This is a genomic window from Qipengyuania mesophila (assembly GCF_019711655.1).
In the GTDB taxonomy this organism is placed as follows: Bacteria; Pseudomonadota; Alphaproteobacteria; order Sphingomonadales; family Sphingomonadaceae; genus Qipengyuania; species Qipengyuania mesophila.
In genome coordinates, this window is the sequence record NZ_JAIGNU010000004.1 from 138742 (window position 1) to 151418 (window position 12677).

11 protein-coding genes are annotated in these 12677 nt (G+C 66.3%); 9 read left to right on the plus strand and 2 right to left on the minus strand.

The genetic code is table 11. From position 1 onward, the window contains the following. Positions 1 to 39 precede the first annotated feature (39 nt). The 6 genes from K3181_RS14900 to rnr all read left to right on the plus strand — a co-directional run bounded on the left by K3181_RS14900 (position 40) and on the right by rnr (position 8676). Positions 40 to 1686 carry an MFS transporter gene (locus K3181_RS14900; protein WP_221603918.1) on the plus strand — a complete coding sequence of 549 codons (1647 nt, stop codon included), beginning with the start codon at positions 40 to 42 and terminating at the stop codon, positions 1684 to 1686. Between the two features lie 7 nt (positions 1687 to 1693). Then, positions 1694 to 2728: an alanine racemase gene (gene alr / locus K3181_RS14905; protein WP_221603919.1), complete on the plus strand. Its 1035-nt coding sequence runs from the start codon at positions 1694 to 1696 to the stop codon at positions 2726 to 2728. Between the two features lie 75 nt (positions 2729 to 2803). Beyond that, positions 2804 to 3358, plus strand: a complete 555-nt coding sequence (gene phaR, locus K3181_RS14910) for a polyhydroxyalkanoate synthesis repressor PhaR (RefSeq protein WP_221603920.1) — start codon at positions 2804 to 2806, stop codon at positions 3356 to 3358. Between the two features lie 49 nt (positions 3359 to 3407). Beyond that, on the plus strand, positions 3408 to 4949 hold the full coding sequence (gene proS, locus K3181_RS14915; RefSeq protein WP_221603921.1) for a proline--tRNA ligase: 1542 nt from the start codon (positions 3408 to 3410) through the stop codon (positions 4947 to 4949). Between the two features lie 37 nt (positions 4950 to 4986). Then, positions 4987 to 6333, plus strand: coding sequence for a M28 family peptidase (locus K3181_RS14920; RefSeq protein ID WP_221603922.1), 1347 nt, complete (start codon positions 4987 to 4989; stop codon positions 6331 to 6333). A gap of 21 nt (positions 6334 to 6354) precedes the next feature. Next, a complete protein-coding gene (gene rnr / locus K3181_RS14925) occupies positions 6355 to 8676 on the plus strand; it encodes a ribonuclease R (protein WP_221603923.1) in 2322 nt (773 codons plus the stop codon). On the opposite strand, the gene K3181_RS14930 is transcribed toward rnr, so the two are convergent. Then, positions 8673 to 9452: a helix-turn-helix domain-containing protein gene (locus K3181_RS14930; RefSeq protein ID WP_221603924.1), complete on the minus strand. Its 780-nt coding sequence runs from the start codon at positions 9450 to 9452 to the stop codon at positions 8673 to 8675. The genes rnr and K3181_RS14930 overlap by 4 nt on opposite strands. A 123-nt stretch (positions 9453 to 9575) precedes the next feature. On the opposite strand from K3181_RS14930, the gene K3181_RS14935 reads away from it, so the two are divergent. Further along, on the plus strand, positions 9576 to 9956 hold the full coding sequence (locus K3181_RS14935; RefSeq protein ID WP_221603925.1) for a hypothetical protein: 381 nt from the start codon (positions 9576 to 9578) through the stop codon (positions 9954 to 9956). Here K3181_RS14935 and K3181_RS14940 read toward each other — a convergent pair. Next, positions 9953 to 10405: a universal stress protein gene (locus tag K3181_RS14940; RefSeq protein WP_221603926.1), complete on the minus strand. Its 453-nt coding sequence runs from the start codon at positions 10403 to 10405 to the stop codon at positions 9953 to 9955. The genes K3181_RS14935 and K3181_RS14940 overlap by 4 nt on opposite strands. 129 nt (positions 10406 to 10534) lie before the next feature. Between K3181_RS14940 and K3181_RS14945 the strand changes: the two genes are divergently transcribed. Together K3181_RS14945 and K3181_RS14950 are read left to right on the plus strand one after the other, a co-directional pair. After that, positions 10535 to 11839, plus strand: coding sequence for a pyruvate dehydrogenase complex dihydrolipoamide acetyltransferase (locus K3181_RS14945; protein WP_221603927.1), 1305 nt, complete (start codon positions 10535 to 10537; stop codon positions 11837 to 11839). 448 nt (positions 11840 to 12287) lie between these two features. Further along, complete coding sequence (locus K3181_RS14950) at positions 12288 to 12626, plus strand: acyl-CoA thioesterase (protein WP_247715177.1); 339 nt, start codon at positions 12288 to 12290, stop codon at positions 12624 to 12626. Positions 12627 to 12677: the final 51 nt, after the last annotated feature.

A 12677-nucleotide genomic window follows, 5' to 3' on the forward strand; every position in this document is an offset into this window, starting at 1 on the left:
TTTTCAGACAGAACGATATCGCGGATGAGGGAGCGCGACATGCCCGACGGCGCAGAGGCCACGCAGAGGGAACCGACCGAGCAGGAAATCCGCCTGGTCATCGCCGCCAGCAGCGCGGGGACGATCTTCGAGTGGTATGATTTCTTCATCTACGGCACGCTCGCCGGGCTGATCGGCGCGGCCTTCTTCCCGAGCGACAACGAAACGCTCGAAATCCTGCTCGTCTGGGCCGGCTTCGCGGTCGGCTTCGGCTTCCGCCCGCTGGGCGCGATCCTGTTCGGCTTCCTCGGCGACAGGCTCGGGCGCAAATACACCTTTCTCGTCACCGTCACCCTCATGGGGATCGCCACGGCAGGCGTCGGGCTGATCCCGAGTGCGGCGAGCATCGGCCTGGCCGCGCCGCTGATCGTGCTCGGCCTGCGTATCCTCCAGGGCCTCGCGCTGGGCGGCGAATATGGCGGGGCGGCGATCTATGTCGCCGAACATGCGCCGCCCGAGAAGCGCGGCTTCTACACCAGCTTCATCCAGGCGAGCGTGGTCGGCGGTTTCGTCCTGTCGATCATCGTGGTGATCGCCTGCCGTGCGCTGATCCCGGCGGAGGATTTCGCCGCGTGGGGCTGGCGCATTCCCTTCCTGCTGTCGATCGCTTTGCTCGGCATATCGCTGTGGATGCGGCTCAAGCTGTCCGAGAGCCCCGTGTTCAAGGCGATGAAGGAGGCCGGCGAGACGAGTGCCAATCCGTTCAAGGAAAGCCTGACCTATCCGGGCAATCCCAAGCGCATCTTCGTCGCGCTGTTCGGTATCACCGGCGTGCTCACCACCATCTGGTACACCGCCTTCTTCTCGGGCCTGTCGTTCCTGCGCGGTCCGATGCGGGTCGAGGAGAGCCTCGTCGAATGGATGCTGCTGATCGCAGGCGCAATCTCGATGAGCTTCTACGTCGTCGTCGGCCGCTGGTCCGACAGGGTGGGGCGCAAGAAACCGATCATCATCGGCGCGCTCGCCTCGCTCGCGCTGCTGTTCCCGGTGTTCTGGGGCATCGGATCGCTCGCCAATCCGGGGCTCGAAGCAAGCGCCCGGGCCGCGCCCGTCACCGTCAGCGGTGCGCAGTGCGAATACGATCCCTTCGCCGAAATTCAGGCCAGCCCCTGCGGCCGGGCGCTGCAGGATCTCACCGCGCTCGGGGTCCCATATGCCATCGGCGACGGCGCGACCGCCGAACTCGCGATCGGGCAGGACAGCTACAGCTACGAAGGCCTGCCCGACACCACGCGCCGTGCGATCATCCAGGCCTGGCTCGAAGGCAATGGCTATGATTTCGCGCGCCAGACGCCGCCCTTTGCCAGCGTGATCGGGATCATCGCGCTGCTGCTCGTGCTGGGCATGCTCTCGGCGCTGACCTACGGCTCGGTCGCGGCTTTGCTGACCGAGATGTTCCCGGCCAAGATCCGCTACAGCTCGATGTCGATCCCCTACCACATCGGCGCAGGCTATCTGGGCGGTTTCCTGCCGCTGATCGCGGGATATATCGTGGCGATGACGGGCAATGCCTACGCCGGGCTGTGGTACACCATGGTCGTGGTCGGTTTCGGCCTCATCGTCGCCTGGTGGGGCCTGCCCGACGGCCCGCCGCGCGACTTCGCGGACGGCGGGCAGGACCCGGCCGCCTCTCCCGCCACATCGTGAGTATTGCATGACCGAGCTTCCGCCGCCGACACTGCGGCTGCGTATCGACAGCGACGCGCTGACGCATAACTGGCAGACCCTCGACGAGCTGTCGGGCGGCGCACGCGCAGGCGCAGCGGTCAAGGCGAACTGCTACGGCCTCGGCGTCGATCGTTGCCTGCCGATCCTGCGCGACGCCGGCTGCCGCGATTTCTTCGTGGCGCATTGGAGCGAGGTTCCCGCGGTGCTGCGGCATGTCCCTGCGGACCAAGTCTCGGTCCTCCACGGGCCGCATGGCGCCGATCATGTCAGCTTTGCCCGCGCGACCGGCGTGCGACCGGTGATCGACAGCCTGCAACAGGCGAAGCTCTGGACCGAGGGCGGGGGAGGGGCCTGCGACCTGATGGTCGACACGGGGATCAATCGGCTCGGCGTGGCTCCTGCGGACCTGTCCGCCCCGCTCATCCAGGCACTCGAGGTCGATGTGCTGATGAGCCACCTCGCCTGCGCCGACGAGGACAGCGCGATGAATGCGCGCCAGCTCGACCGTTTCCGCGCCTGCCTGCCCGCAGTGAAGCACAAGGAAGCCAGCCTCGCCAACAGTGCGGGCATCGCGCTCGGCGAAAACTATGCCTTCAATCTCACGCGCCCCGGCCTCGCGCTCTATGGCGGCACGCCCCGGGCGGAACTCGATGGCCGCATCGCCCAGGTCGCCTTCCCGCAGGCGGCGCTGATCCAGACGCGCGAGCTGCAGGCGGGCGACACGGTCGGCTACAACGCCACCTTCACTGCGCCCCGGGCAATGCGCACCGGGGTGGTCTCGCTCGGCTATGCCGACGGTATCCTGCGCAGCTGGGGCGGGGGGCATTTCGTCCACGCCGACCGCAAATTGCCGATCCTCGGCAAGGTCTCGATGGACATGATCGTGCTCGACCTCACCGAGGCCCCCGAACTCGCCGAGGGCGACTGGGTCGAGCTGCCGTACTGCCTGTCCGATGCTGCGCAGCAAACCCTTCTTTCACAATATGAATTGCTCACCGTTCTGGGCCGTCGCTTCGGTTGACCTTCGCGTGATGTTGCGCTGCGGTTTGTGCACGTGCTAATCCTCTTGCAGCGCACAATTGGGGAGCATGTGACAATGGCCAAGCGGACCGCCGAGGGCGAACCGATCATCATCAAGAAATACGCCAACCGGCGACTCTACAACACCGACACCAGCAGCTACATCACGCTCGACGACCTCGCGAAAATGGTACGCGAGAATGTCGACTTCCATGTGCTGGACGCCAAGACCGGCGACGACATCACCCATACGATCCTGACGCAGATCATCGTTGAAGAGGAAAGCCACGGTTCGCAGATGCTGCCGGTCAGCTTCCTGCGCGATCTCATCTCGATGTACGGCAATTCGATGCAGGCGATGATGCCGAGCTATCTCGAGGCGAGCATGGCGAACCTGCGCAAGAACCGCGAGCAGTTGCAGGCGGCCTTCGCCAAGGGGATGGAGAACAATCCGCTGGCCAAGATGGCCGAGGCCAATTTCAAGATGATGCAGAACGCGGCCGAAGCCTTCATTCCCGGCCGCAACAAGCCGGGCCAGGACAAGCGGACACCGGGCCAGTCGGACGAGCTCGCCCAGATGCGCGAGCAGATGGCGGCGATGCAGAAGAAGCTGGACGAATTGAGCAAATGACGGCATCGGCCCGCGCGCCGATCCGACCAGCAACAACGGGAACTACATCTTGGCCCAGATCCGCCATGCCTTGAACACCAGGCGCGAAGACGATTTCGCCGCATGGTACCAGGAAGTCATCAGCGCTGCCGAAATGGCCGAGGAATCGGGCGTGCGCGGCTGCATGGTGATCCGTCCGTGGGGCTATGGCATCTGGGAGCGGATGCAGCGCCTGCTCGACGACCGGATCAAGGAAACCGGTCACGAGAACGCCTATTTCCCGATCTTCATCCCGCTGTCGAATTTCGAACGCGAGGCCGAGCATGTGGAAGGCTTCGCCAAGGAAATGGCCGTCGTCACGCACCACCGGCTGATCGCGGGCAAGGATGGCGGGCTGGTGCCCGATCCCGAAGCCAAGCTCGAAGAACCGCTCGTCGTCCGTCCGACCTCGGAAACCATCATCGGCGACGCGATGGCGCGCTGGGTCCAGAGCTGGCGCGACCTGCCTCTGAAGCTCAACCAGTGGGCCAATGTCGTGCGTTGGGAAATGCGCACCCGCATGTTCCTGCGCACCAGCGAATTCCTCTGGCAGGAAGGCCACACGGCGCATGCCGACGAGGCCGAGGCCAAGGAGCACACGCTGCGGATGCTCGAGGTTTATCGTGCCTTCGCCGACGAGGATCTCGCGCTGGCGGTGATCCCCGGCGAGAAGCCCGAGAACGAACGCTTCCCCGGCGCGGTGGAGACCTGGTCGATCGAGGCGATGATGCAGGACGGCAAGGCGCTCCAGGCCGGGACCAGCCATTATCTCGGCACCAATTTCGCGCAGGCCTCGGGCATCAAGTTCCAGAACAAGGAAGGCAGCGAGAGCCTCGCCCACACCACCAGCTGGGGCGTCTCGACGCGCATGGTTGGCGGCGTGATCATGACGCATGGCGACGATGACGGGCTGCGCCTGCCGCCCAAGATCGCGCCGCAGCAGGTCGTGATCCTGCCGATGCTGCGCGACAAGCCCGAAGACCAGGAACTGATCGACTATTGCGAGGCACTGCGCGCGACGCTCGCGACGCAGAGCGTGTTCGGCGAGCGCCTGCGCGTCCTGCTCGACACGCGCCCCGGCAAGGCCGCGCAGAAGCGCTGGGACTATGTCCGCAAGGGCGCCCCGATCATCGTCGAGGTCGGCGGTCGCGATATGGAAAACGGCGTCGTCTCGATGCTCCGCCGCGACCGGCTATGGGACGAAGAGACGGGCAAGCCTGCCTTCCAGAACCCGACCCGCGAGGTGGCCGGCCAGACCATCGCCGACGTGCTCGCCGACATGCAGGCTGCCTATCTCACCGAAGCCGCCGAGCGCCGCGATGCCAACATCATCCGCGGCGTGACCGACTTCGCCGAGGTGGAAAAGCACTTCGCCGCCTCGCGCTATCCGGGCTGGGTCGAGGTCCAGTGGTCGAAGCCGACCGGCGACGCGCTCGAAAAGGTCGTCGAGCGGCTGAAGGAACACAAGCTCACTATCCGCAACGTCCCGATGGACGCGGCGCCGGTCGACGGCAGCTGCATTTTCACCGGCGAGGCAGCGGTCGAGCGAATCCTGCTAGCGAAGGCCTACTGACTTGAAATGACGCGGGCTTTGCCCGAAGCAGGCGCGCATGAAGAAAACGCTCCTGCTCGCCGCCCTCGTCGCCACCCCGCTTTCCGCACAGGAGAGCGATCCTGCGGCGGGCGTGTCGCAGGAGCGGCTGCGTGCCGATATCGACACGCTGGTCGGCTTCGGCACGCGGCACACGTTGTCAGAACAGGATAATCCCGAGCGCGGGATCGGCGCCGCGATCGACTGGGGCCTCGCCGAATTCGGCCGCATTTCCGACGACTGCGGCGGCTGCCTGACCGTGGTCGCGCCGGAGCGGATGGTGACGGGTTCGCGCATTCCCGACCCCGTCCGCCTGCGCAATGCGGTCGCGATCCAGCGAGGGACCGAGCGGCCGAACGAGGTGGTCATCGTCCAGGGCCATATCGACAGCCGGGCCAGCGACGTGCTCGACTGGCAGAAGGATGCCCCCGGCGCGAACGACGACGGGTCGGGCACGGTTCTCGTGCTCGAGGCCGCGCGCAATCTGTCGCAGCGCAGCTATCCGGTGACGATCGTCTATGCGCTGCTGTCGGGCGAGGAGCAGGGCCTCTTTGGAGGCCGGCTGATGGCCGACTATGCGGAAGAGCACGGCTGGCAGGTCAAGGCGGTGCTCAACAACGACATCGTCGGCGGAAGCTGCGGCAGCGATGGCTGGTGCGACGATGCCCATGTTCGCGTCTTTTCCGAAGGGCCGCGTGCCGACCTGACCGAGGACCTCCGCGCTGCGCAGCGTCGCGAAGGGGGCGAGAACGACACGCCGAGCCGCAACCTCTCGCGCTATATCGACCGGCTGGCCGACGAGAGCGAAGGCGGGCTCGACGTGCGCCAGATCTGGCGGACCGACCGCATGGGACGCGGCGGCGACCAGATTCCCTTCCTCGAAAAGGGCTATCCGGCGGTGCGCTTCACCGTCGCGGTCGAGAACTACAACTGGCAGCACCAGGACCTGCGGACCGAGGACGGGATCGAGTATGGCGACACGCCCGACAAGATGGACTTCGCCTATCTCGCCAAGGTGACCCAGCTCAATATCCGCACGCTCGATGCGCTCGCCCGTTCGCCCGTGCCGCCTGCCTCTCAGGCCAAGGCTGCGGTGCAGACCTTCACCGACGTTGCCTGGGAAGAGGTTCCCGGCGCGATCGGCTACACCGTCTGGCAGCGACGCACCGACGAGCCCTACTGGCGCCCCGAGCCGGTGATCGAGAATGTCGTCGCGACCAGCGCCCGCCTCAATGGCGTGCGCGGCGACGACTGGATCTTCGGTGTCAGCGCGATCGGCGCCGACGGAACACGGAGCCCCGTCTCCAGCGCGGTCCCCGCGGGACAATTCGCGCCCAATCCGGCGGAGGAGGGTGAAACCCGCTAGGCGCGTCCCCATATGGCGCGCATGACAAAACAGAACAAATTCCAGCAGGCCAAGGGGCTGCCGTCGAAAGAACAAATTCTCGAATTCATCCAGACCTCCGACACCCCCGCCGGCAAGCGCGAGATCGCCAAGGCGTTCGGGCTGAAGGGGCAGGAAAAGATCGCGCTCAAGAAGCGCCTCAAGGACATGGCCGAGGAAGGTCTGATCGACGGCAAGCGCACCGCCTATCACCGCATGGGCGGCGTGCCCAAGGTGACCGTGCTCAAGGTCGTCGCGATCGAGGATGGCGAAGCCATTGCCGAGCCCGAGAACTGGGCCCCCGACAGCAAGGAAAAGCCGCCACGGCTGGTGGTGAAGGACAGCAAGAAGGTTGCCACGGTCAAGCGCGGCGACCGCATCCTCGCGCGTAACGAGGAAACGCCGCGTGGCTGGGTCGCGCATCCGATGAAGAAGCTGCCCGCACGCACCGAAGGCCTAATGGGCGTCGTCGAGTTCGATGGCGCGGGAAAGCCCTGGCTCGCGCCGGTCGACAAGCGCGTGCGCGACAGCGCGCCCATCGGCGATCTCGGCGAGGCGAAGGAAGGCGAGCTGGTGCTCGCCGAACGCATGGGCAAGTCCGCGCGCTCGAAGGTCAAGGTGGTCGAGGTGGTCGGCGACCCGCTCGCGCCCAAGGCCTTCAGCCTGATCGCCATCGCCAAGCACGGCATCCCGCACATCTTCCCGCAGGAAGCCATCGCCGAGGCCGAACGCGCTGTCGACCTGCCGCTCTCGCCCGACCACCGCGAGGACCTGCGCGACGTCCCCATCGTCGCGATCGATCCCGCCGATGCGCGCGACCATGACGATGCCATCTGGGCCGAGCCCGACGGGAAGGGCGGCTACAAGGCGATCATCGCGATCGCCGACGTCAGCTACTACGTCCGCCCCGGCGGCGCGCTCGACCGTGAGGCGCGGAAGCGCGGCAATTCGGTCTATTTCCCCGACCGCGTCGTGCCGATGCTGCCCGAAGTGCTCAGCGCCGATGTCTGCAGCCTCAAGCAGGACGTCGACCGCGCGGCGATGGCATGCCACATCCGCATCGACAAGGACGGCAAGGTCAGCGACTGGCGCTTCACCCGCGCCATCGTCCGCCTGGCGAAGAACATCGCTTACGAGGACGCACAGGCGGCCGTCGATGCGGGCGATGCGCCCGAATACCTCCAGAACCTGTGGGGGGCGTGGAAGCTGCTGTTCAAGGCCCGCGAAGCCCGTGATCCGCTCGACCTCGAGCTGCCCGAACGGCAGGTGCGCCTCAACGACGAGGGCAAGATCGAGGAAATCACCGTGCGCGAGCGGCTCGACGCGCATCGCGTGGTCGAGGATTTCATGATCGCCGCCAATGTCGCCGCGGCCAAGGCGCTCGAGGCGAAAGCCGCGCCGGTCGTCTATCGCGTCCACGAACAGCCGAGCCGCGAGAAGCTGCTCGCCTTCCGCGAATATCTCGCCAGCCAGGGCCGCAAGTTCGCCCTCGGCCAGGTGATCACGCCGGGCCTGTTCAACCGCATGCTCAAGGACATCGCCGACCCGGCGGAAAAGGCGCTGATCATGGAAGCGGTGCTGCGCAGCCAGACGCAGGCCTTCTACGGCCCGCAGAACGCAGGGCATTTCGGCCTTTCGCTCGGCAGCTACGCGCATTTCACTTCGCCGATCCGGCGTTATGCCGATCTGCTCGTCCACCGCGCGCTGGTCGATGCCTACAAGCTCGAACAGCCCAAACCCAAGGTCGACCTGCCCGAGGGCACCGGCCTGTCCGACCGCGACAAGACCGCGCTCCACCAGATCACCGACGCGATCAGCCAGACCGAGCGGCGGGCGATGGAGGCCGAGCGCGACACGATCGACCGCTATGTCGCCGCCTGGCTCTCGGGCCGCGTCGGCGAGACCTTCGATACGCGCATCACCGGCGTGCAGGGCTTCGGCTTCTTCGCCACGATCGACAAGCTCGGCGGCGATGGGCTCGTCCCTGTCAGCACGCTCGGGCGGGAGTATTTCAGCTATGACGAGGCCGCGCGCAAGCTCGTCGGCGAGAGCAGCGGCAAGGAATATGCCGTGGGCGACCGGCTGAGGCTCAAGCTCGCCGAAGCCAATGCGCTGACCGGCGCGCTCAAGTTCGAAGTCCCCGACAGCGACGGCTCGGGGATCGAACCGCGCGGCAACCGCGCCCCGGAGAAAAAGCGCACGCACCAGAAGCGCGGCCCCAAGAAGGGCCCCGCCAAGGGCAAGGGCGCACCGCGCCAGTCGTACGATCAGGGCAAGCGCGGTCGGCCGGGCAATATCCGCCACCAGGGGCGCAAGAAGAGCTAGGCCATCAGCCGCTGGAGCAGTTGCGCCGACGGGCGATCGGCGGGGTAGAACGCCTCGATCGCCAGTTCGGACAGCGTCACGTCGACCGGCGTACCGAAGATCGTCACCGTCGAGACGAAGGACACCCGCCCGACCACCGTGTCGATCACCAGCGGCACCGCGATATCGGTGGCGAGCGTGGTCTCGTTGTCGTTCGCCTGCCGGTCGTAGCCCGCCAGTTCTTCGTGCAAGGCGGCCAGAACCGGATCGGCACTCGCCTCGACCTGCCGCGCGAGGCGGTGGAGGATATGCGCGCGCCATTCGTCGTAATTGACGATCTGCGGAGCAAGCCCGTCGGGATGCAGCGCGATCCGCAGCACGTTTGTGGGCGGTTCGAGGAGCGCGGCGGACACCTGCTCGGTCAGGATCGTCACCGCGGCATTGGCCGCCACCATGTTCCAGTGGCGGTCGACCGCCAGCGCGGGGTAGGGCTCGTGCCCGGCGAGCACATGGTCGACGATCGCGCGCATCGCCGCCATCTCCTCGCTGGCCAGCGGCCGCTCGCGATATCCAGGGGCGTAGCCCGCCGCCAGCAGCAGCGCGTTGCGCGCACGATGCGGCACGTCGAGACATTCGGCGAGCCGTTCGATCACCTCGGGGCTGGGGCGCGAGCGCCCTGTCTCGATGAAGCTGAGGTGCCGCGTCGAGATCTCGGTATCGAGCGCCAGGTCCATCTGGCTCATCCGCCGCCGCGCGCGCCATTCGCGAAGCTGTTCGCCAAGCGGTGCTACGTCCATCGCAGGGCTCCCTTCACCCGCCTGCCTAGCGTGGGCGCGAATGCAGTTCCATTACCTCGCGGGTAATCGACCCGCCGCCTTTCCGGCGCGATGCTGGCGACTTCGACAACCGGAGTATCGATCATGAACCTTCGCACCACATTGCTGCTCGATGCCGCCAGCGCGGCGCTGTTCGTCCTCCTGTGCCTCGGCGCCACCGGCACGCTCGCCGCGATGACCGGCCTGCCTGCAACCGTCGTCGCGATCGCCGGCTGGATCTGCGTGCCCTCCGCGCTGCTGTTCCTGTGGCAGGCCTTCAGTCCCTCGCGCCCGCTGCTCGCCGCGGTGGTCGCGGGCAACGCCGCCTGGGTCCTGGCCAGCATCGGCGTGTGGCTCGCCTTCTTTAGCCAGCTCACGCCGCTCGGCCACGCAATCCTGATCGGCCAGGCTTGCGCGGTCGAATTCTTCGCCTTCATGGAATGGCGCGGCGCGAAGGCGCTGCGGCGCGAACAGCTGGCGAGTTAGGCCAGCTCGTCGATCGCCTCGCGGCTCAGCCCGCCGGGGACGAGGTAGAGCGGGCAGGGCAGCTGCCCGGCATGCCCCGCGAAATGCGTCACCAGCGGGCCCGAATTGCCCTCCGCGCTGGTCGCCAGGACCAGCGCGGCGATGCCGCCGTGTTCCTCGATATATTTGCGGATCACGTCGGCGGGCGGGCCCGGACGCACCGCGATGATCGGCATCTTGCCCATTTCGCCGAAGATGTTGCCGGCGGCCGAATTGGCCATCACCTCGGCGCGCTGGCGCGCTTCCTCCTCGATCGTCGCCTGCACCCCGCCGAAGGCGTTGAAGGTCTGCTGCGGCACCAGCGCGAGGATATGCACCGATCCGCCGGTCTTCTGCGCGCGCAACGAGGCGAAGCGCAGGGCGGTCTTGGCTTCCTCGGTCTCGTCCATCACGACAAGGTATGTACGCATAGTCGATTTTCCCCTCGCGCAGCGCCTATCCGCTAATTCGTATTCTACGCAAGGACCTTGCGGCGCATCGCCCTTTTCGCCAGAGGTGCCAGCGAACTCACTCCCCAGCGAGGACGTAACGTCAAGACCATGCCCACGCCGATCAAAATGCCCGCCCTGTCGCCCACCATGGAGGAAGGCACGCTCGCCAAATGGCTGGTGAAGCCGGGCGACAAGGTCGAGGCCGGCGACATCATGGCCGAGATCGAGACCGACAAGGCGACGATGGAATTCGAGGCGGTGGACGAGGGCACGATCGCCTCGATCGCGGTCGACGAGGGCACCGAAGGGGTCAAGGTCGGCACCGTCATCGCCATGCTCGCCGAAGAGGGCGAAGATGTGGACGAGGCCGCCAAGGCTGCGCCCGCGGAAGCGGAGAGCGAGGCCAAACCCACCCCCGCTCAGCCTGAGCCTGTCGAAGGCCAGGCGAAACCGGCAGCGGCAGAGTCCGGTAACAGTCCTTCGACAGGCTCAGGACGAGCGGATGGTGCCAAGGGTGACCGCATCATTGCCTCGCCGCTGGCGAAGCGCATTGCCGAGCAGAAGGGCATCGACCTCGCGGGTGTGACGGGCAGCGGTCCCAACGGCCGTATCGTCAAGGCGGACGTCGAAGGCGCGCAGCCCGGCGCTGCACCGGCGAAGGCCGAAGCGGCACCCGCCGCGGCCGCTCCCGCCAAGCCCGCAACGCTCGGCGGCGATCTCGATGCGCCCTACGAAGCGCAGAAGCTCAACAATGTCCGCAAGGTCATCGCGCGGCGCCTGACCGAAGCGAAGCAGACCATCCCGCATATCTACCTTACAGTGGACGTGCGCCTCGATGCGCTGCTCAAGCTGCGCGGCGAGCTCAACAAATCGCTCGAGGCCGACGGCGTGAAGCTCTCGGTCAACGACCTTCTGATCAAGGCGCTCGCCCGCGCGCTCCAACGCGTGCCCAAGTGCAATGTCAGCTTCCAGGGCGACGAGCTGTTCCAGTACAGCCGCGAGGACATCTCGGTCGCGGTCGCCGCGCCCTCGGGCCTGATTACCCCGATCATCCGCGATGCGGGCCGCAAGGGCCTCGCGCAGATCAGCACCGAGATGAAGGAGCTTGCGGGCAAGGCCAAGGACGGCAAGCTGCAGCCGCAGGAATTCCAGGGCGGCACCGCCTCGCTCTCCAACCTCGGCATGTTCGGCACCAAGCAGTTCGACGCGGTGATCAACCCGCCGCAGGCGATGATCCTCGCGGTCGGCGCGGGCGAGCAGCGCCCCTGGGTGGTCGACGGAGCATTGGGCGTCGCCACCGTGATGAGCGCCACCGGCAGCTTCGACCACCGCGCCATCGACGGCGCCGACGGCGCGCAGCTGATGGAAGCCTTCAAGCAGCTGTGCGAGAACCCGATGGGGCTGGTGGTCTAAAGCGTGTTACCTCGTCGCCTCAAGATTCAGCTCTGGGTCGCAACTCTCATCACGCCAATAGTTGTTTGGCCACTTGTCTGGCTTGCGAGGGAGATTGACGTCGATGGCTTCGCTTGGCCGCAGGATGCTTACGTTCTGACCGGTGTGTACGGATCGAGCGTCATCCTGACGGGACTCGGCTTACTTCTGGTTGCTCTCCCCTCAACCTTTGCAGGCGAGAAGCTATCTCAAGGCAAGCGATGGGGCGTCATAGCAACAAACTCCTGTGTCGCTGTACTGCTATGCGCCGGGATCAATGCGCTCGGAATTGCGGAACCATTGCTAAGCGCAATGCTCGCCCACGTTGTGTTCGCGGCCACGATATTCACTGCGCTCTACGCAACAAGGGACGATTTCGTTGGTGAGACCGCAGTTGCCTGATCGCTCCCCCCTCATCCGCGTCACCGCCATGCCGACCGATCTCAACCCCTATGGCGGGGTGTTCGGCGGCTGGCTGATGAGCCAGATGGCGCTCGGCGCCGGTTCGCTCGCGAGCCGCGAGGGGAAGGGCAAGGCGGTGGTCGTCTCGGCCAGCGATTTCGCCTTTCCCGGCGCGATGCAGGTGGGCGACGAGCTCTCGGTCTATTGCGACATCGTCGCGACCGGCACCACCTCGCTGACCATCGCCGCCGAGGCCGTGGCGCGCGAACGCAATGGCGAGGCCGAGACCAAGGTGGCGCAGGGCACCTTCAAATTCGTGCTGCTCGACGAAAACGACCGCCCGCGCGCGGTGGCGCAATGGGCATGAGCGCTGTCCTACAACATGCTCGCCATGCGATAAGCACGCGCATGATCCGCA

What these genes read in the sequence shown, in the direction of transcription:
- phaR (WP_221603920.1), top strand. Translation starts at nt 2,804, where the DNA reads ATGGCCAAGCGGACCGCCGAGGGCGAACCGATCATCATCAAGAAATAC.
- K3181_RS14930 (WP_221603924.1), bottom strand. Translation starts at nt 9,452, where the DNA reads ATGGACGTAGCACCGCTTGGCGAACAGCTTCGCGAATGGCGCGCGCGG.
- K3181_RS14940 (WP_221603926.1), bottom strand. Translation starts at nt 10,405, where the DNA reads ATGCGTACATACCTTGTCGTGATGGACGAGACCGAGGAAGCCAAGACC.
- alr (WP_221603919.1), top strand. Translation starts at nt 1,694, where the DNA reads ATGACCGAGCTTCCGCCGCCGACACTGCGGCTGCGTATCGACAGCGAC.
- rnr (WP_221603923.1), top strand. Translation starts at nt 6,355, where the DNA reads ATGACAAAACAGAACAAATTCCAGCAGGCCAAGGGGCTGCCGTCGAAA.
- K3181_RS14950 (WP_247715177.1), top strand. Translation starts at nt 12,288, where the DNA reads ATGCCGACCGATCTCAACCCCTATGGCGGGGTGTTCGGCGGCTGGCTG.
- K3181_RS14900 (WP_221603918.1), top strand. Translation starts at nt 40, where the DNA reads ATGCCCGACGGCGCAGAGGCCACGCAGAGGGAACCGACCGAGCAGGAA.
- K3181_RS14945 (WP_221603927.1), top strand. Translation starts at nt 10,535, where the DNA reads ATGCCCACGCCGATCAAAATGCCCGCCCTGTCGCCCACCATGGAGGAA.
- K3181_RS14935 (WP_221603925.1), top strand. Translation starts at nt 9,576, where the DNA reads ATGAACCTTCGCACCACATTGCTGCTCGATGCCGCCAGCGCGGCGCTG.
- K3181_RS14920 (WP_221603922.1), top strand. Translation starts at nt 4,987, where the DNA reads ATGAAGAAAACGCTCCTGCTCGCCGCCCTCGTCGCCACCCCGCTTTCC.